Origin of the sequence: Dokdonia sp. MED134, assembly GCF_000152925.2 — a bacterium.
In the GTDB taxonomy this organism is placed as follows: Bacteria; Bacteroidota; Bacteroidia; order Flavobacteriales; family Flavobacteriaceae; genus Dokdonia.
In genome coordinates, this window is the sequence record NZ_CP009301.1 from 1,405,001 (window position 1) to 1,426,720 (window position 21,720).

Below are 21,720 nucleotides of genomic sequence, written 5' to 3' on the forward strand. Positions count from 1 at the left end.
ACCGATGACCTCCTGCGTGCAAGGCAGGCGCTCTAGCCAGCTGAGCTAATCCCCCATTTCTATGAAATCAAGATGATGACATCAGATTTCGAATGACGAAGTAATGATTCTCAACTTCTAAAATTTCCTTCAAAATGTAATACGTATGAACGTCACGATTTATAAAGCTTTCGCGAAAGCATAAAAGTAGTCTCAGGCAGACTCGAACTGCCGACCTCTACATTATCAGTGTAGCGCTCTAACCAGCTGAGCTATGAGACTGTCTTAATAGTCTATAGCAATTAAGTGTAATTGTTAGTAAAAACTAATTCTTACTTACTCAATTCCTACTTCCTTATTAATAATTAAATCGACAGCTATTGAAAACTAAAACCTATTACTAACCATTCGGTTGTAAGTCGTTTGCTGTTTGTTAATGATATCGCTACATAATAAATTACATAACTCACAATAACAGGGACAAGCTCTAGAAAGGAGGTGTTCCAGCCGCACCTTCCGGTACGGCTACCTTGTTACGACTTAGCCCCAGTTACCAGTTTTACCCTAGGCCGCTCCTTACGGTGACGGACTTCAGGTACCCCCAGCTTCCATGGCTTGACGGGCGGTGTGTACAAGGCCCGGGAACGTATTCACCGGATCATGGCTGATATCCGATTACTAGCGATTCCAGCTTCATGGAGTCGAGTTGCAGACTCCAATCCGAACTGAGATAGGGTTTATAGATTCGCTCCTTATCGCTAAGTGGCTGCTCTCTGTCCCTACCATTGTAGCACGTGTGTGGCCCAGGACGTAAGGGCCGTGATGATTTGACGTCATCCCCACCTTCCTCACGGTTTGCACCGGCAGTCTGGCTAGAGTTCCCGACATTACTCGCTGGCAACTAACCACAGGGGTTGCGCTCGTTATAGGACTTAACCTGACACCTCACGGCACGAGCTGACGACAACCATGCAGCACCTTGTAATCTGTCCGAAGAAAACTCTATCTCTAAAGCTGTCAGACTACATTTAAGCCCTGGTAAGGTTCCTCGCGTATCATCGAATTAAACCACATGCTCCACCGCTTGTGCGGGCCCCCGTCAATTCCTTTGAGTTTCATTCTTGCGAACGTACTCCCCAGGTGGGATACTTATCACTTTCGCTTAGTCACTCAGTCCGAAAACCAAACAACTAGTATCCATCGTTTACGGCGTAGACTACCAGGGTATCTAATCCTGTTCGCTACCTACGCTTTCGTCCATCAGCGTCAATATATTGTTAGTGATCTGCCTTCGCAATCGGTATTCTATGTAATCTCTAAGCATTTCACCGCTACACTACATATTCTAACCACTTCACAATAATTCAAGACATACAGTATCAATGGCAATTCTATGGTTAAGCCACAGACTTTCACCACTGACTTATATGCCCGCCTACGGACCCTTTAAACCCAATGATTCCGGATAACGCTTGCACCCTCCGTATTACCGCGGCTGCTGGCACGGAGTTAGCCGGTGCTTATTCTTATGGTACCGTCATCGATCTACACGTAGACCTTATTCTTCCCATATAAAAGTAGTTTACAACCCATAGGGCAGTCTTCCTACACGCGGCATGGCTGGATCAGAGTTGCCTCCATTGTCCAATATTCCTCACTGCTGCCTCCCGTAGGAGTCTGGTCCGTGTCTCAGTACCAGTGTGGGGGATCTCCCTCTCAGGACCCCTATCTATCGAAGTCTTGGTAAGCCGTTACCTTACCAACTAACTAATAGAACGCATAGTCATCTTATACCGCCGAAACTTTAATTATTTAATGATGCCAAAAAATAATACTATGGGGTATTAATCTTCGTTTCCAAAGGCTATCCCCCAGTATAAGGTAGATTCTATACGCGTTACGCACCCGTGCGCCGGTCGTCAGCAAATAGCAAGCTACTCCTGTTACCCCTCGACTTGCATGTGTTAAGCCTGCCGCTAGCGTTCATCCTGAGCCAGGATCAAACTCTTCATCGTGTGTTGTTAATAATATTAACTCCTCACAACTCGAAATATCCGGTCAATAATAAACTTCTAGTTTTCAAATTCTTTGTAATAATACCCGAAAGTATTAATACGCGCTGTCAATTCAATAAGTCAATGAACTTTTCCTAATCCCTAAAAACTAGAAAATCAATGTTAATGCAAGAGGAATCGAACCCCTTTTTATCCTTCCAAAACATTCAAAAAAATTACTTGAACTTCGCTAGATGTGTTACTGTTTCTCTAAGCGGGTGCAAATATACAACTGTTTTTAATACTGACAACTTTATTTTGAAAAAAATTATTTTTTTTCTGAAGCAATAAAAACAACAATCTTTAAGAACAACTTCTACAAATAAACCTCCATTTGTTAGCGGCTGCAAAACTACAACCTTTTTTGACTTTACAAACTATCTTTTGAAAATAATTTGAAATAAATTTTAAAGCCAATTAAACAGACACTTATAAGAACTACCGCTCACATTTAAACGGACGGCAAAGATACACAGAAGTTCAAGCCTGACAAGAAAAAATGTGAAATATTTCTAAAATCGCTCTCAAAAACCCAACTAAGACAACTCTTAAAACCATATAATCCTGATATGCTATTAATTGAACACAAAACACCTTTCGCGAAAGCGTAAAAAACTTTGTCCTATATATAATGTAAAACAGATTGCCTAGTTATTGTAAACCTACATCGAACATCCTATCTTTGCTTCTTATAAATAATCGAACTATGATCAATATCACTTTGCCAGATGGCAATGTAAAACAGATAGACAAGGGAGCTACTCCTATGGATGTCGCAAAGAGCATCAGCGAGGGGCTGGCGCGCAACGTTATTTCTGCAAAATTTAATGGGGAGACCGTAGAGACCTCTACCCCACTTACAGAAGATGGATCGATTACCTTATTTACCTGGAATGATGAAGAAGGGAAGACTGCTTTTAGACACTCTTCTTCTCACGTACTTGCTCAAGCTATATTAAAGTTATACCCTGGAGCGAAACTTACTATAGGTCCAGCTATAGAAAATGGTTTTTATTATGATGTTGATCTAGGTGATCAAACTATTTCTGATAAAGACTTTAAGAAGATAGAAGATAAGATGCTCGAGATTGCTCGTGGAAAGCACGATTTTAAAATGCGATCTGTAACAAAGCAAGAAGCTCTTGATAAATATAAATGTGAAGGAAATGAGTTTAAGGTAGAACTTATTGAAAATCTAGAAGATGGTACTATCACTTTTTGTGATCACGACGACTTTACAGATTTATGTCGCGGGGGACATATACCTAATACAGGTATCATAAAAGCCGTAAAGATTATGAGTGTTGCTGGCGCATACTGGCGTGGTGATGAAAACAAACCACAACTTACTCGTGTTTATGGAACTTCTTTCCCAAAACAAAAAGATCTTAAGCAATACCTAGAACTTCTAGAAGAAGCAAAAAAGCGTGACCACAGAAAACTAGGGAAAGAACTTGAACTATTTACTTTCTCACAGCGCGTAGGTCAAGGCTTACCTTTATGGCTACCTAAGGGAGCTGCTTTACGTGAGCGTTTAGAAAACTTTCTTAAAGCTGCACAAAAGAAGCAAGGCTATGAGATGGTGGTATCTCCACATATAGGACAAAAAGAATTATATGAAACATCTGGCCACTATGCAAAGTATGGAGCAGATAGCTTTCAACCTATACAAACACCTAACGAGGGTGAAGAGTTTTTACTCAAACCTATGAACTGTCCTCACCACTGTGAGATATATAACAGTCGCCCGTGGAGTTATAAAGAGCTACCTAAGCGCTTTGCAGAGTTTGGAACCGTATATCGCTATGAGCAGTCTGGAGAGCTACACGGTCTTACGCGTGTAAGAGGATTTACTCAAGATGATGCACACATATTCTGTACACCAGACCAGCTGGATGAAGAGTTTATGAAAGTAATAGACTTGGTACTTTATGTTTTTGGTTCATTAGGCTTTGAAGACTTTACCGCTCAAGTCTCTTTACGTGATCCAGAAAATCCAGATAAATATATAGGAGAAGACGAAAACTGGGTGAAAGCAGAAAATGCCATTCTTAACGCTGCAAAAGCAAAAGGACTTAACTATGTTGTTGAAACTGGTGAGGCAGCATTTTATGGACCTAAGCTAGACTTTATGGTAAAAGATGCCTTAGGTCGCAGCTGGCAACTAGGGACCATACAGGTAGATTACAACTTGCCCGAGCGTTTTGAATTACAGTACAAAGGCAGTGACAATGAGATGCACAGGCCGGTAATGATACACCGCGCCCCTTTTGGTAGTATGGAGCGATTTGTTGCTATATTATTAGAACATACGGGTGGTAATTTCCCACTTTGGCTTATGCCACAGCAAGCTACAATTCTGACATTGAGTGAGAAATATGAGAAATATGCTCAGAATGTATTAAATTTGCTAGAAAATCACGAAATTCGCGCCCTTATAGATAACCGAGGCGAGACTATGGGTAAGAAAATACGGGAAGCAGAGATGCAAAAACTTCCGTTTATGCTTATTATAGGAGAGCAAGAGGAAAAAGATGGCACAATATCTGTAAGAAGACACGGTGGTGAGGATTTAGGTAGTATGACTATAGACGCTTTCGCGAAAATTGTATCTACCGAGATTGCATCGACAATGAAAACATTTGATTAAGTTTAATTTAAAATAGAAAAGCCATAGCAATACGTAGAAAAAGATCGAGAGGTCCTGCAAGGATCATTAAGGAAGACCAACACAAAATCAACCAAAAGATACGTGCAAAAGAAGTACGTCTAGTGGGAGATAACGTGGAAGTAGGGATTTACCCTATCCAAAAAGCACAAGCACTAGCTAGCGAACTAGAGCTAGACCTTGTTGAAATATCACCTAACGCTGCTCCGCCAGTTTGTAAGATTATAGACTATAAAAAGTTTGTATACGAGCAAAAGAAGCGTGAGAAGATAATGAAGGCAAAAGCCTCAAAAGTGATAATCAAGGAGATTCGTTTTGGTCCTAACACAGATGATCACGACTACGAGTTTAAAAAGAAACACGCAGAGAAGTTCCTTAAAGAAGGAGCAAAACTTAAAGCATATGTTTTCTTTAAAGGTCGTTCTATCATCTATAAAGACAAGGGAGAAATACTACTTCTTAAACTAGCTCAAGAGCTAGAAGAGTTAGGAAAAGTAGAGCAACTCCCAAGACTAGAAGGAAAGCGTATGACAATGTTCATCGCACCTAAAAAGAAATAAATACAATACAGACTCGAGTGTAAACTCAAGAGCTGTAGTTATTATAAAAACCCTCCTACTCAATGAGTAAGGAGGGTTTAGTAAGAAAATAAGTGAGATAATTTAAAAAATAGGAACAGATGCCTAAAATGAAAACAAAATCCAGTGCTAAGAAGCGTTTTAAGCTTACCGGAACTGGTAAAATCAAAAGAAAGCACGCTTTTAAGAGTCACATTTTGACAAAAAAATCTAAGAAGCGCAAGCTAGCTCTGACGCACGACGGTCTTGTACACGAAGCAGATGAGAATAATGTTAAATTGATGCTTAACCTTAAGTAATCACTTTAACCGGTTAAAACAAATTATTTTTAAACCCTGGAGTATGGCCGTCTCGCCGCTTAAGAGCGAGATACACAAGAGCACACAGTGTGTGTCGCCTGCTACAAAAACACATTAAATTATGCCTAGATCAGTAAATTCAGTTGCTAAAAGAGCCCGAAGAAAAAAGGTGATGAAGCAAGCCAAAGGATACTTTGGAAGACGTAAAAACGTATGGACAGTTGCAAAGAATGCAGTAGACAAAGCAATGTCTTATGCATACAGAGACCGTCGTCAGAAGAAAAGAAATTTCCGTTCATTATGGATTACTCGTATTAATGCGGGTGCTCGTATGCACGGTATGTCTTATTCTCAGTTTATGGGAGGAGTTAAAGCAAATGGAATCGAGCTTAACCGCAAGGTGCTTGCAGACCTTGCTATGAACCACCCAGAAGCGTTTGAAGCAATAATTAATAAAGTAAAGTAAGGCGCAAGCCTCATTTAATAATACATCTCACTTATATAAAATCCCGCTCTTTTGAGCGGGATTTTTGTTTTTAAACTCATTTACTTACGGTGTTCACCTCTATAGCTTACAAGAGTGTTTACGCTTTCGCGAAAGCGGAATACAACACCTCACACCTCCACAAGCAGATAATTACCTCCCCTCTAGTACCTTGATAGTCAAAATATCACTATTTTTAAGGCACACCTTATACCAACTAGAGGTTATGAAAATCCAAAACTACGCCGTACTTATAGTACTCACGCTATGTACACTTCCTGTATTTGCACAACTGGGTAACACTCATTACATACCGCCTATACACGCGAGAGACGTGGGAGGACAAGATATTACATCTGCTTATTTATATTTTTCTACTCCTTATGATAATCCAGCAACCGCTACAACAGATTCTATAGTTATCACCATAAGCCTAGGGAATGGAACAGTACTAGGAACACAGACCATATCTGCCGGGGCTCCCGCATCTTTTAATATTGGCTCTAATATTTTAATAACTAATACAGAACTTAATCAAGCTTTAAGCACAAAGGGTATAATTGTAAGCTCTACTGAATTATTTTACACCTCCTTAAGAGTTCAATCTTCCTCTGGAAATCATTCTGGCTATTTAACTGCAAAAGGTGATGATGCCTTAGGTACTAGGTTTAGAGTCGGTTTTTCGGAACTTAATAATACAATTAATAACCACAATTTTTTCACTTCCTTTATGGCTGTTGAAGATAATACAATCATAACTGTATCAGATTATGAAACAGATGTAATTTTCGAACCAAACATAACTGATGATGTACTGACTATAACGCTCAATGCAGGTGAGTCTTATACATTATCTGGATACGGTGGTGCATCTACTCCTGGTAATGATGATGGCTTTATTGGCGCACTGATAACATCGCAAGATGATGCTCACCCTATCGTGGTTACGACTGGAAATATAAATGCCAACGACCCTTCTCTAAACCAAGGAGGATCGGATATCTTAATCGATCAGATTGTACAAGAACGTCTTGTTGGTGAAGAGTATATGCTAGTCAGAGGTAATGGCAGTGATGCTTTGGAGAGAATATTAGTTATCGCAACGGAAGCAAATACGGATGTTTCTATTAATGGTAATTTTTTATTTACGTTAACTAATCCTGGTGATTTTGAATTTATAAGAGATAATGATTTGTTTCTTCCAAATATTCTCGGAGAACCTCATAGAAATATGTATTTAAGTACGGGAGGTGGTAAATCGGTTTATGTTTATCAACTTATTGGGGGAGATATTGGTACCGATGTAGCAAATGCTACACCAGGTATGGTATTTGTGCCGCCCTTGAGTTGCTTTTTCCAAAATGAGGTTAATCTTATTCCTTCTGTAAATGAGATTTCACCTGTTTTTGATGCTTACGATGGTCGTATTTTTATTACATCTGCTGTAGGCGATCAAGTTACCGTAAATGGAACAATATTGCCTGCTATGTCAGCACTTGCTAATCCTGGAACACCAGATTGGGTAACTTACAATGTTAGTAATCAAACGGGAGATATCACTGTTCTCTCAGAGGGCCCCATTGCCGTGGGCTTAGTTGGGGCAAATTTTGCCGCTGGTTTTGGCGGATATTATTCTGGATTTGCTGTAACACCAGAAGATACAGATACAGATATATGTACTGCTGCTGGCCCCATAAATCTTCTGGATCGATTTGATGGTAATCCGCCAACGGGAGGGACTTGGACTCCTCCTTTAGATAGTGGTACTGATATTTTTGACCCCGCGACAGATCCCATATCTAATCCCTCTCTCATATATAACTACTTTGCCGTGGGTGATTGTGATTCTATAGATGTTAATATCACGATAACTCTAGTGGATTATCCTTCTATAGATGTTATAGATGATTTTACAGCTTGTGAAACTTTTACACTTGCTGACCCTGCTACCCTTTCGGGAAATTTTCTCAACAACCCTCAATATTATACTGCTTTACAATCTGATCCTGCTGCAACGCTTATAGATTGGACTATCCCTATCACTACTACTACTACTGTATTTGTTTATGATGAAAATGCGGAAGACCCAGATTTGTGTCCAAACGAATTTAGCTTTACAATAACCATTGCAGACGAAGCAATAGCAAACCCTGTTCCACCAGTACGTATATGTGATGATAATACAAATGATGGTACTGCGATTTTCAACTTAGAAATGTTAACCGAAAGTATCATTTTAGGTACTCAAAGCGCAGCTAGCTTTACGGTGACCTGGCATACTACAGTGCAACAGGCTATAGATAATGTAATGCCTTTTACTACACCTGCTGCATATGACACACCAAGTACAACTATTTACGCTAGAATAGAGAGTAACTCTAGTGCGATTTGTTTTGACACCACCGCTATCGACCTCATAGTAGACAGTCAACCCACAGCAAATGCAGTTCCTACACAAAACATCTGCGATGATAGCTCTTCAGATGGAATAGAAAACTTTGACTTAACAACCCTTAACAGTATTATTTTAGGAACTCAAAGTGATATATTATATAATATAGACTTCTACCCCACTCCTACTGATGCTTCTTCAGAAACAAATCTAATTACAACTCCTACTAATTTTACTGTTACCGGCACAGAAACTATTACTGCCAGAATAGATAATGTAAGTAACGATAGCTGCGCAGATTTTACAGACATTACTTTAACTATTATACCACAAGCTACAGCTACAGACCCTGGATCATATATAGTTTGCGATGACAGTGCAGATGGAGATGACACAAACCAGTTTACCACCTTTGACTTATCTACACTAGATGATGATATTCTAAATGGTCAAGATCCTACAATTTTCACTGTTACATATCACGATAATCCAGGAGATGCAAATGCAAACAATGGTGCTCTCCCCACCTCATTTATTAATACTGATGCAGAAGTACAAGCCATCACGGCAAGAGTTTCAAACACTCAAAACGATGCCTGCTTTGCTATTGTTACTTTTAATATAGTTGTTGCTCCTCTACCTGTCATAAACTCTCCTGCATCACTAAGTCAGTGTGATATTGATCAAGATGGCTTTGCATTCTTTAATCTAACAGAGGCGCAAGTTTTATTAAGCAGTGATCCCGAAAATGAGACATTTCTATATTATGACCTTAGTGGCGCTGCAATAGCTAATCCTACAGCGTACACAAACCAAATACAAAACAACGAATCCATAAGCGTTTCTATTTCTACCATAAATGGATGTACACGTCAGGCTCAGATTGACCTTGAGGTAGATACTTCAGAGATACCCGATACTTTTCAATTAGAATATTTTGAGTGTGATACAGATAGTGATGGTCAGTCTGTATTTGATTTTTCTGATGCTACAGCACAAGTGCTAGCTTTATTTCCTGCTGGACAGATGCTTACAGTAAGCTATTACGAAACCCAGCAAGAAGCAGAAACAGAGACCAATCCTATAACGGCAACTATTGATGCCTATACAAATAACCTCACCTATACAGGTGCAAATGGACAGCAAGGCATCTGGGTACGTGTAGATGGCGATACTGCAAATGACTGTCGTGGTCTAGGGATACACGTATTGCTCAATGTGGAGGCTAACCCCACCTTCTTACCCAACATCTCTTCACTTGAAGAATGTTCACCTATCGCAAATGCTGCACAATTTGATCTTACCCAGAACGATGCCCAGATTACTGGCGGTGATCCTAATATTCTAGTTACTTATTATGAGAACGTAGGGAATTACACGGCTATGAATGCCATTGCTAACCCTACTGCTTTTTCAAACAGTAGCAACCCTCAGACCATTTACTACAGTCTTGAGAATGCCACTACAGGCTGTACGACGTTTGATTTTGTCAACCTGGCAATGAACTTTGAGATCATCGTAAACCAGAACCCTGTACTCACCACGCCTACCGAACTTCAAGTCTGTGATGATGATGGTGTGATAGATGGCCTTACCACGGTAGACCTCTCTTCAAAAGATATTGAGATTACGGGTGGTTTTGATGCAAACCTTACCATCACCTACCACTTAGACCAGGCTGGGGCCGATGCTAGTGATGCAAGTATTCCAGACAAAACAATGTTTACAATGACCACCAACCCTCAGATTGTAGTGGCTCGCGTGACCGATAATACCACGGCTTGCTACTCAACGGTAAATCTTAGTGTGCGTAGCTTCCCAGTGCCGGTACCCGTAACCCCTGCAGATTATGAGGAGTGTGATGATGATAACGACGGAGTTTTTGACTTCTTCGTGCTTTCCTCTAGAGACGCCGAAATCACCGGTGGAGACCCAACCCTTACCGTCGCCTATTACCTCACCCAGGCAGATGCAGATAATGCACCAGTAGGTCAGGAGCTTGACAATATGATGTATATCAACAATGAGCCTTTTGAGCAAATTGTGTATGCCCGTGTTTTTAACGATGCCGGTTGTTACAGCACTACACCGCTTACCCTGCGTGTGCTCAACACCCCAATGCCTAACCAAGATGCAACTCCATACGCACTGTGTGATGATGATACAGATGGGCTTCAAATATTTGATTTAAGTACACAAGAAGCTAATATTCTAGGCGGCTTAGACGCTGCAACGCATACGGTGGAGTGGTTTTCTTCACTCGCTTCCGCGGAAGCTGGTACTCCTGCCATTGCAACCCCTACTGCTTATACGAGTAATACCGCCACCGTATATGCCCTAGTAACCGATACTGCACAGATGACCACTACAATGACCTTCTGTAGTAATATTGCTCCTTTAGAACTTATTGTAAACCCATTGCCAACTCCTATCCAACCTGCCGAATACGAGCTTTGTGATGACATAGAAAGCGGTAGTGATACCGATGAGTTTGCAAGCTTTGATTTACGTAGTCGTGACGATGAGATTACTGGTGGTAATGATGACTGGAGTGTAAGCTATCACTTCACCCAAGCAGATGCAGATGCGGGTACGCCAGCACTTGCAGATATGTATCAGAATGTGGTGATGGCAAACCAAACCATCTTTGTACGTGTAGAAGATATTGTGACGTCTTGTTATGAGACCATCACCTTAACCTTAGTGGTAAATCCATTACCATCACCTACCACCATAGCACCGGTAGAAGAGTGTGATACAATGGCAAATGATGGCGACCCAGATAATGATGGGGATGCTATTTTTGATCTTACCGGCCAAGTAACAACAGACATTATAAATGGCGAGGCCTTTGTGGGACTTAGTTTCCACGAGACAATTGCCGCTGCAGAGCTAGGTACACCAGCCATTGCAAACCCAGCAGCCTACCAGACGGTATCAAGAACTATCTATGTAAGAGCTACAGATACAGACCCAGCTACCAGCACTGAGTGTTACCGTATCGTGGAGTTAGAACTTATCGTGCAACCTGCACCGGTACTGCCTACCACCATCCCAGACCTAACTGAGTGTGATGATGATGGAGACGGGCAAGCGCTGTTTGATCTTACACAAAACGATGCAGTGATCTACGGGACACAAACCCCTGCAGCTATAACTCTTACGTATCACGAGACGCTCGCCAGTGCAGAAGCTATGGTAGGCAGTGCGGCAGATATGCCTATTGCAGACCCTGTAAACTACCTTGCCAGTGCACCGGCTACCCAGCTGTGGGTACGTCTAGAAGACACCACAACAGGTTGTACTGTAGTAGGTACTTTTAATCTAAACATCGCAATGATTCCTACCATCACCCCACCAGGGCTTTTTGAAGCCTGTGATAGTGCGGGTGCCCTCGTAGGAACCGATGATGATGGGATTACCACTTTTGACCTTACCAGCCTTGATGCAGGTATTACCGGTGGCGACCCAACCCTTACCGTAACTTACTATGAGTCGCAAGCAGACCTCGATGCCGGTATTGCAAATGCTATTGCCACACCAGAGGCATATATCAATGATGGAACTAGTCCGCAGACGCTTTTTATCTTAGTCAGTAGTAGTGATGCAGGAATGTGTGGAGCAGAAACTACCGTAGACCTACAAGTGAATCCGCTACCTGTTATTGGAGAACCTTTACCAGAAGCGATAGCTTGTGATGAAGACAATGATGGTTTTGGAGCCTTTGACTTACAACAGTATAATGATGACTTATTAGCAACGCTTACAGATATCACCCTACGTTTTTATGAAACCCTAGATAATGCCACGGCAGATACAGGAGCAGGGCAGATAGATATTACCGTTCCTTATAACAACATCACAGGGATGACCTCACTGTATGTGGTAGCACAAGATACCAATCCTGCTACGGCAACAGCTTGTACTAAGATTTATGAATTTGAGCTTGTGGTATATCCTATCCCTGAGATTCCTGCGGCTCTTGAAACCCTTACCGAGTGTGATGATGATAATAACCTGATGGAAATTATAGACCTTACTCAAAACGAGGTTGCCATCATAGGGACACAAGATGCAACCACGCTTGTCATCACGTATCACAATACCCTGGTAGATGCAGAAACGGGTAACAACCCGATTATAGATCCAGCCAACTATAACGCAACACAGATGACACCACTTGAGGTAATCTGGGTACGTTTACAAGTAAATGATGGTAGTCCAAATATATGTGCTGCAGTGAGCTCTTTTGAAATCTCTGTAGAAAGCCCACCTACGGCAAACCCAGCAAATGATGATTTAGACCTAATGGTTTGTGATGATGATGCAGATACCTTTAATGTGTTTGACCTTACCGTTAATGAGGCAAGTCTTACGGGAGGTGATCCATTACTATCTGTGACCTATTATGCAAGTCTTGCAGACCAGACGAGTGATACGCCTATTGCAGACCCTACGGCTTATACAAACATTCAGAACCCACAAACGATACAGGCAGTAGTCTCTAGCGCAGCAGGATGTACCGACCAGACTACTTTTGACATTGAGGTGTTACCATTACCTACGCCTAACACAATGCCAGATGCCGTAGAGGTATGTGATGCCACGACAGATATTGATACTGATGGCGATGGGGTGATTGACGCTGGCTCTGGTTCAGATACCGATGGTTTTGAGAGCTTTGATCTTACGGGTGTGATTGCTCAGATAGGTGGAGGGGAGCCTGTAGATATCTTAGTGTATACAGATCTCGCTTTCGCGGAAGCGAACCCAGACGACCCAACGCTTGCAGTGGCAGATGTTACCAATTTTATCAATACCACATCTGGTAACCAAACGCTCTATGCACGTGTGGAACGAAATGTGCCAGGCGATGATGACTTAGACAGCGACGGAAACTTATGTTATGTGATTGTGCCTTTTGAGGTGATTGTAAATCCGCTACCTGTTTTGGCAGAAGCGGGACCTATTGATTATACCTTCTGTGAAGAATTTGATGGAGATGATACAATGGGAAGTGTTGATCTTACGACACTGGCAGATGAGATAGGGATTCTTGCGGCGCCACAGGTAACAAGTGATTTTACAATAAGCTATCACCAGTTACTGGTGCAGGCAGAGGCAAACACTGCTGCACTAAGTTCGCCATACACGGTGGCAGATGGTGAGGAGCTGTTTGTGCGTATTGAAGATAACACCACAGGCTGTGTGAACTTTACAAGCATCATATTTACGGTAGAAAGTCGTCCAGAGGTATCTCCAGCAGATAATATGGTACAGTGTGCCGATGATCTTGGGATTAATGTTGCACCTAACCAAGATGAGGCCACCTTTGATCTTACGCAGCAGAATGCGATGATTACTGGAGGTGTGACTGCAACCTCTGTAACCTACTACACCAGCCTTGCAGATGCAGAGGCAATGATAAATGCAATAGACACGCCAAGTGCTTATGTGAATACGAGTAACCCACAGACTATTTATGCCAGAGCGGTTAATACAGCTAGTAACTGTGAGAGTACGATGGTGGTAGACTTTGAGATTTTTGTGCAACCACTACCATATACAGACCTTAGCAATGAGGGCGGACAGATTTGTGTGGATGAGATTACTGGAGAAACTTTAGAACCATTTACAATAGATGGTACGGTAGAAGATCCTCAAATTGGGGTGACTTATAGCTATGCGTGGACGCTAGATGGTGCATTGATATCAGAAGACCCTGTGGTGACTGTAGATGCTGCAGGAACCTACCAGGTGCTGGTTACAGCTACGTATGTTGATGGTACGGAGTGTGATTACCTAGCTGAGGCGGTATATACGGCAGAGAGTGCACCGGTGTTTGAGGCAATTGTACTAGAACCTTCTTTTAACAGTACCGGATTATACACGGTAGAGGTGATAAATATCACAGGGGTAGATCCTACCTCTGAGTATGAGTTTGCACTAGATGATGGCCCGTTCCAGAGTAGTACGACTTTTACAAATGTGACTCCAGGGACGCACACTATTTTTGGAAGACTAGCAAGTGGTAACTGTTCAACCTCTGAGTTTGAGATAGGGATTATAGATTACCCACGTTTCTTTACACCTAATGCAGATGGTTTCCACGATACGTGGAATATCATAGGGCTAGGGGTAGATCCCAACCTGAATGCGAAGATCTTTATCTTTGATAGATACGGGAAGCTCTTAAAACAACTAAGCCCTACAAGCCCAGGATGGGACGGTACCTTTAATGGCCAACCGATGCCGAGTAACGACTACTGGTTTAGAGTAGAGTTTACAGAGGTAGATGACCTAGGCACACAGAGAACGGTTAATGGGCACTTTACATTGAAGCGATAGGTCTTAAGAACTCAGAGTGCACTAACGAATTTTAAACATTTATTTTCAACAATTTAATTAAAGAAGAATTGTGGTTAAAACCTCTGTGTAGAAATAAAACCATAGTATAATCTTGAAATTCTGGAAATGGAACTGAGTCGGATGGAATTTGTTTAACTTTTACTTTATAGCATTCAAAACCAAAGAGATCTAATAGCTTTACTCTTTAGCCCCGATTGCAATGAAAATCCCGTAACTGCCTGGCAAGGCCGGCGTGAGGAATTGCAATGTAAAGCGGGAAACTCCCTATTTAGAGAGGCTCTAGCCATCGTGCTCCTTATAATTATAAAAGTTTACACACGTAGAAACTTCTTTACACTATAATTATATTCTACGTCTATAGGCTATATTACAACTGTTGCTGCCTCAACAAAATGCATCACTTTCACAACAAATAGTTAAACTTTTAATTATAATAGTATTACTATCATATCTTTGTAATATGGAAAGATTACGCATACAAATCACAATAGATCCAGCCTTGTACACTCGTGATCCCGAGACCACAGACCTAGGTCGTAAGATCGTGAGTAAGAGTATTGAGATGATAGATGAGCTAGGCTTTGAAAAGTTTACTTTTAAGAAGCTTGGCCTTGCAATTAACTCTAATGAGAGCTCGATATACCGATATTTTGAAAGCAAACACGCCCTTCTAGTATATCTTGTAAGCTGGTACTGGAGTTGGATTGAGTACAAAATTGTTTTTGCGACGACTAATATAAGTGACCCTTCTATAAAACTGCTATCTTGTATAGAACTCCTTACTAAAGATGTTATAGAAGACACGAGTATATCTTATGTAAACGAGGTAATCCTGCACCGCATAATCGTAGCGGAATCATCAAAAGCATACCACACTAAAGATATAGATAAAGAAAACTCAAAGGGATACTATAAAACTTATAAGCGAGTAGTACAGCGTGTGAGTGACTTTGTTACAGATATACACCCTACGTATGAGTACCCACATATGCTTATCTCTACAGTAATAGAGGGCGCACATCACCAGCGCTACTTTTCAAAGCATTTGCCATCGCTTACAAATGTATGTGAAGGAAAAAATAACATTACAGAATTTTATAAGGAATTAGTACTCAATGCTATTAAATAGTTGCATTATATAAAGACACATTTTATTATGAATAAAGAAATGACTCCTTGGAAACGTTTTCTAAATATGCTCAAGCTGGACAGGCGTGACATCAAGCAAATTTTATTTTATGCAATATTTGCAGGTCTAGTAGCACTCACACTACCTCTAGGTATACAAGCGATTATAAACTTAATACAGGGTGCGCAAGTGAGTACCTCTTGGATTGTGCTTGTTGTACTCGTGACACTAGGTGTTGCCTTTCAAGGAATACTGCAACTTATGCAAATACGTATACTCGAAAACATACAGCAAAAGATTTTTACAAGATCATCTTTTGAATTTGCTTATCGTTTTCCTAAAATAAAAATGAGCGAATTGCGTGATTTTTACCCTCCAGAGCTTGCAAATAGATTTTTTGATACTCTTACAGTACAAAAAGGATTATCAAAAATATTATTAGATTTTCCAGCGGCGATATTACAAATTGTCTTTGGTTTAATGCTTCTCTCCTTTTACCATCCATTTTTTATTATTTATGGTTTTTTACTCGTCATCTTAGTGTATCTCGTTTTTAAATTTACCGCAATAAGAGGGCTACAAACCAGTCTTGCAGAATCTAAGGGTAAGTATAAAGTGGCACACTGGCTACAAGAAATAGCGAGATCACTTATAAGCTTTAAACTCTCGGGCCGCACCTCACTAGCTATGGAGCGCAATAACACTCTTACCGAAAAATACCTTGAGGCTAGAGAGAGTCACTTTAGAATTCTGGTTATACAGTTTATACAAATGATAGGCTTCAAAGTGCTTGTCACTGCGGGACTCTTACTCATAGGTGGACTACTAGTTTTAAACCAGCAAATGAACATTGGCCAGTTTGTAGCTGCAGAGATTATAATCTTACTCGTAATAAGCTCTGTAGAAAAACTAATTACAGGGCTTGAGAGTTTTTATGATGTACTTACATCTTTAGAAAAAATAGGACAAGTGGTAGATAAAGAGATAGATCCTCAGGTAGGTTTTGACCCTTTTGAAAATCATAAAGACACAGATATTCAAATAGATAATGTAACCTACGCTACCCCACAAACGGGTGATATACTCTCAAACATAAAACTCAAAATAGAGACAAAAGACAGGCTACTCATAGATGGGGTGTCTGGGTCTGGTAAAACTACCTTATTAAAACTTATCTCTGGTATCATAGAGCCTACCGCTGGCGCTATTTATATAAACGATCTATCTCTCAAGGGGCTACGTCCTAATGCATATAGGTCTCAAATAGGGCAAGTACTCCCGGAGCAAAATCCTTTTGAGGGCACGATACTAGAAAACATCACATTTGGCAATAAAGAGATTTCTCAAGAGCGACTTAACGAGGTTATTAAAATAGTAGGCCTACAAGATTTTGTGCGACAGCAGATTAACGGTTTGCGTACAATGCTCTTTCCAGAAGGACAGCAAATCCCACATACCATATCTAAGCGCATCTTGCTTGCAAGGGCAATAGTACACGAGCCTAGAGTACTACTTCTCAAAGATGCTCTTGAGCATTTTGAAAGTACAGAGGCACGTGCGATTATGGATTACCTCATCCACCCAGATAGACCTTGGGCGCTTGCTGTCTCTAGTAACAACAAAGACTGGCAAGCTCAATGTAATCGATATATCAAACTCGAGAATGGAAAAATCATAACTCAAAAGAAAAACTAAATGCTTAATATATCTGAAAATCAACTTAACAAGAAGGTGGATATACGTGGGTATTCCGCTTTCGCAAAAGCGCAAAAAAAACAGCACTTTAAGTACTTTAATAGATTTCTCGTTGCCTTTGCTATTATAGGCGTGATTATCCTCTTTTTACCCTGGACTCAAAATGTTACAGGAAAAGGGTTTGTAACCACTCTCACACCAGACCAAAGACCACAAACCATACAGTCTCAAATACCGGGGCGTATAGAACAATGGTTTGTACGCGAGGGAGATTATGTAAAGAAGGGCGACACTATACTGCGCATTTCTGAAATTAAAAATGAATATCAAGATCCGCTTCTTGCCGAAAGAACTAGACAGCAGCGTGATGCAAAAAGTAATGCCGTAGGCTCTTATAAGTCTAAAGTACAAGCGCTAGAAAATCAGCTAGGGGCTTTACAGCGTGAGCGCGGTTTAAAACTACAACAGGCAGAAAACAAACTCAAGCAGTCTCGTTTTAAAGTACAGAGTGATAGTATAGACCTAGTAGCTGCAAGAACAAATAGAGATATTGCTCAAACACAGTACGAACGTACCGCAACATTACAATCTGAAGGTTTAAAAAGTACAGCAGAGGTAGAAGATAAGCGCCTTAAATTACAAGAGACAGAGGCAAAACTTATCTCTCAAGAAAATAAATTACTAGCTAGTCAAAACGAGGTGCTTAATGCAAACCTAGAGATCTCTAGAATACAAGCTACCTATGCCGAGAAAATAAGCAAAGCTCAGAGTGATAAATTTACAGCCTCCTCTGCGCAGTATGACACAGAAGCACAGGTAAGCAAACTAGACAATGCATCTACTAATTATGAGATACGCAGCACATTACAATATGTAGTTGCTCCTCAAAATGGATATATAAACAAGGCCATAAAAGCAGGTATAGGAGAAACTTTTAAAGAAGGAGAGCAACTGGTAGGCATTATGCCATCCGACTATGACCTAGCTGTAGAGACTTTTGTAAGACCTATAGACTTACCACTCATACATACCGGTGAGAGTATACGTGTACAATTTGATGGATGGCCTGCTATCGTATTTAGTGGATGGCCAGATGCCTCTTTCGGGACCTATGGAGGTACCGTGGTGGCTGTCGAAACTTTTATAAGTAGTAACGGAAAATTTAGAGTTCTTATCGCTCCAGATCCAGAGGCCGAAAGCTGGCCAAAAAACGTACGTGTAGGCTCTGGTGCACAAACTATTGCTCTACTTAATGATGTACCTATCTGGTATGAACTATGGAGACAGCTCAATGGTTTCCCTGCAGACTATTATTTACCAGATGGAAAAGAACCTGTAAAAGATAAAAAGTAATGAGATTAAACACCTTCATTATATTAACAAGCTTGTTAAGTCTGTTTACTACTCTGAGTCAAGCTCAAGAGAATGTCTCAACCCTAGAAAACTCCTTTACTTTTGAAGAGTTTATAGGCTATGTAAAGCAGCACCATCCGCTTATTAAACAGGCAGAGCTTGTACTTACTACTGGCGAGGCAAACTTACTTAAAGCTCGAGGGGGATTTGACCCAAAAATTGAGGTAGACTATGACCGCAAGAAGTTTAAAGGGACTGAGTACTACGACCAGCTCAATGCTACTTTTAAAATTCCTACCTGGTACGGGATAGAGCTTAAAGGAAATTTTGAAGAAAATACTGGAGAGTTTCTCAATCCTAACCTTACCGTTCCAGAAGATGGATTGTACAGTGCTGGTGTCTCCTTTTCTCTTGCACAAGGACTTCTCATTAATGAGCGTATGGCAACGCTCAAAAAGGCTCGCTTTTTTGAACAACAAACGCAGGCAGATAGGGACTTGCTGGTCAATAATCTCATATTTGAAGGAAGTCTGGCCTATTTTGACTGGCTAGAGGCAGAAAATGAAAAACGTATCTACACCACCTTTTTAAAAAATGCAACGACTAGACGTAAAGCAGTAGAGCGCAGTGTAGAAGAGGGTGATAAGGCCGCTATAGATATTACCGAAGCTCGTATTACAGAGCAAAACAGACGACTTAATGTCGAAGCCGCAACACTCAAAGCGCAAAAAGCTCGTCTTGTGGTGAGTAACTTTTTATGGTTAGACGGTATCCCATTAGAAATAAATGAGACTGTAAACCCAGTGTTTCCAGATCTTACGGTACTTGATGCCTCACTCCTACTAGCTGGTATCACAGACGTCTCAGTTTTTATGGCAAATCACCCTAAGTTGAGAAGCCTAGACGCAAAAATCAATAGTTTAGAAGTAGATAGATTTCTTAAGAAGAATAAGCTTTTACCTAAGGTAAACTTGCAATACAACTTCTTAACTCCAGATGGAGACCAACTCAATAGCCTCAATACGGCAAACTATAAGGCCTTTGTAGATGTAAGCTTCCCTATATTTTTACGTCAAGAACGTGGAGACCTTAGGCTTGCAAAAATTAAGGTACAAGATGCAGAGTATGAGCGTAGCGCAAGCACCCTTTCTATACAAAACAAACTAGAAGCCACACAGGCAGAAATCACATCTCTGGCTACCCAAAATACACTTATTGCAAATATCGTAACAGATTATGAAGCACTCGTAAAGGCCGAAGAACGTAAATTCTTTTTAGGAGGTAGCTCACTCTTTCTTATTAACTCACGTGAGCAAAAGCTTATAGATTCAAGACTCAAGTCTAACGCACTACTGGTAAAACAACTGGCTGCTAAGGCTAAGTTATACAACGCTGCAGGATTATAATTTTTTACGCTTTCGCGAAAGCGTAATCACCCTCAACACAAATATCTTATTACACATAGCATTGCCTTATGATACTATGGCAATGTTATGTTTTTATATTTTGTAATTTTAATAGAATTTTTTCTACAAAAAGGAAATACACAAACCTGTTAAATTATGAAACTACAGCTGCATAAGTACATCTTACCTATACTTATAAGTATAAGCTCGCTGGCCTGCTCTGACAATGAAACGTCAGAAACAACAAATCAAAATCTTCCAGAAGATGAAAACCCTGTGGCAGATACAAGTATAGACATACCAGGTACTATAAGAGACATCTCATCTACAACACTTGTTGCCGAAATGGGTATAGGATGGAATCTTGGTAATAGCCTAGATGTAGAAAATGCAGATAAAACTGCCTGGGGAAACCCATTACCCTCACAAGCTATTATAGATAAGGTATACGAGATGGGCTTTAGAACACTAAGAGTACCTATCACTTGGGGATACGACCAGCAGTCTACAGCACCATATACTGTTAATGAAGATTTTATGACTCAAGTGCAAGAGACAGTAAATTATGGAATAAGTAAGGATATGCACGTTATTATAGACGTGCATCACGATAATGCCTGGTTACGTCCTACTACAGAAGATGCACCGGCCGCAAAAGAACGACTAGCAAGTTTATGGACACAAATAGCAAATCGATTTAAGAGTTATGGTGACAAACTCATCTTTGAGACACTTAATGAAAATAGACTTCTTAACTCTCCAGAAGAGTGGTCTGGCGGCACAGAAGAGGGAAGAACAATCCTCAATGAGTATCACCAGACAGCGCTTAATGCTATAAGAGCTACTGGAGGCAACAACCTAGGTCGTCACGTTATGATAAGTACTTATGCAGCAAGTACAACACCCGCGGCGATGGATGGACTTGTACTGCCAGAAGATGACCACCTTATAGTTTCTTTACATACCTATTTCCCTTGGCCATTTACAGGTCAAGAAGATGGCACAGCAAACTGGGGAACAGATGAAGAGAAAACGCAACTCGAAAATGAATTTGACTACATTAGAGAAAAATGGATTGTACAACAAGGACGTCCTGTAATATTAGGCGAGTGGGGTGCTATAGACAGAGATAACACAAGCACTAGAGAAGCCTATATGCAGTTTTATGTTGAGCAAAGTTTAGCACGTGGTCTCTTACCTATAGTTTGGGATGATGGTGGGAACTTTAGACTCTTAGATAGATCAAATCTAGAGTGGCACTTCCCCACCCTAGCAGAAACTATAATTGAAGCAAGTAACTAGTAGTATAGAAAA

At 40.7% G+C, this 21,720-nt stretch carries 10 protein-coding genes, 2 tRNA genes and 1 rRNA gene (1 of these 13 running past the window's edge); 10 read left to right on the forward strand and 3 right to left on the reverse strand.

Features of this window, described 5'->3' with window-relative positions; all coding sequences use genetic code 11:
• From MED134_RS06290 to MED134_RS06300, 3 genes are all read right to left on the reverse strand, one after another.
• Positions 1–55: transfer RNA gene (locus tag MED134_RS06290), tRNA-Ala, on the reverse strand (it extends 19 nt beyond the left edge of the window).
• Between the two features lie 132 nt (positions 56–187).
• Positions 188–261: transfer RNA gene (locus tag MED134_RS06295), tRNA-Ile, on the reverse strand.
• A 209-nt stretch (positions 262–470) separates the two neighbouring features.
• Positions 471–1,994 (reverse strand): 16S ribosomal RNA (locus tag MED134_RS06300).
• A 745-nt stretch (positions 1,995–2,739) separates the two neighbouring features.
• Here MED134_RS06300 and thrS point away from each other — a divergent pair.
• The 10 genes from thrS (at position 2,740) to MED134_RS06350 (ending at position 21,708) form a co-directional block, all read left to right on the forward strand.
• The gene (thrS, locus tag MED134_RS06305; protein WP_021778211.1) at positions 2,740–4,683 is read left to right on the forward strand and encodes a threonine--tRNA ligase; all 1,944 of its coding nucleotides are present in this window, start codon (positions 2,740–2,742) and stop codon (positions 4,681–4,683) included.
• Positions 4,684–4,748: 65 nt separating this feature from the next.
• Positions 4,749–5,261 carry a translation initiation factor IF-3 gene (gene infC / locus MED134_RS06310; RefSeq protein ID WP_262485475.1) on the forward strand — a complete coding sequence of 171 codons (513 nt, stop codon included), beginning with the start codon at positions 4,749–4,751 and terminating at the stop codon, positions 5,259–5,261.
• Positions 5,262–5,380: 119 nt separating this feature from the next.
• Positions 5,381–5,578, forward strand: coding sequence for a 50S ribosomal protein L35 (gene rpmI, locus MED134_RS06315; RefSeq protein ID WP_021778209.1), 198 nt, complete (start codon positions 5,381–5,383; stop codon positions 5,576–5,578).
• Between the two features lie 121 nt (positions 5,579–5,699).
• A complete protein-coding gene (gene rplT / locus MED134_RS06320) occupies positions 5,700–6,044 on the forward strand; it encodes a 50S ribosomal protein L20 (RefSeq protein ID WP_021778208.1) in 345 nt (114 codons plus the stop codon).
• 244 nt (positions 6,045–6,288) lie between these two features.
• The gene (locus MED134_RS06325; RefSeq protein WP_021778207.1) at positions 6,289–14,802 is read left to right on the forward strand and encodes a T9SS type B sorting domain-containing protein; all 8,514 of its coding nucleotides are present in this window, start codon (positions 6,289–6,291) and stop codon (positions 14,800–14,802) included.
• 481 nt (positions 14,803–15,283) lie between these two features.
• A complete protein-coding gene (locus tag MED134_RS06330) occupies positions 15,284–15,952 on the forward strand; it encodes a TetR/AcrR family transcriptional regulator (RefSeq protein WP_021778206.1) in 669 nt (222 codons plus the stop codon).
• Positions 15,953–15,979: 27 nt separating this feature from the next.
• Complete coding sequence (locus MED134_RS06335) at positions 15,980–17,647, forward strand: peptidase domain-containing ABC transporter (RefSeq protein ID WP_021778205.1); 1,668 nt, start codon at positions 15,980–15,982, stop codon at positions 17,645–17,647.
• Positions 17,648–19,000: an HlyD family secretion protein gene (locus MED134_RS06340; protein ID WP_021778204.1), complete on the forward strand. Its 1,353-nt coding sequence runs from the start codon at positions 17,648–17,650 to the stop codon at positions 18,998–19,000. It begins immediately after the preceding gene.
• Positions 19,000–20,406, forward strand: coding sequence for a TolC family protein (locus MED134_RS06345; RefSeq protein WP_021778203.1), 1,407 nt, complete (start codon positions 19,000–19,002; stop codon positions 20,404–20,406). The genes MED134_RS06340 and MED134_RS06345 overlap by 1 nt, the downstream gene beginning before the upstream one ends.
• Before the next feature lie 156 nt (positions 20,407–20,562).
• Complete coding sequence (locus MED134_RS06350; protein ID WP_021778202.1) at positions 20,563–21,708, forward strand: glycoside hydrolase family 5 protein; 1,146 nt, start codon at positions 20,563–20,565, stop codon at positions 21,706–21,708.
• Positions 21,709–21,720 lie beyond the last annotated feature (12 nt).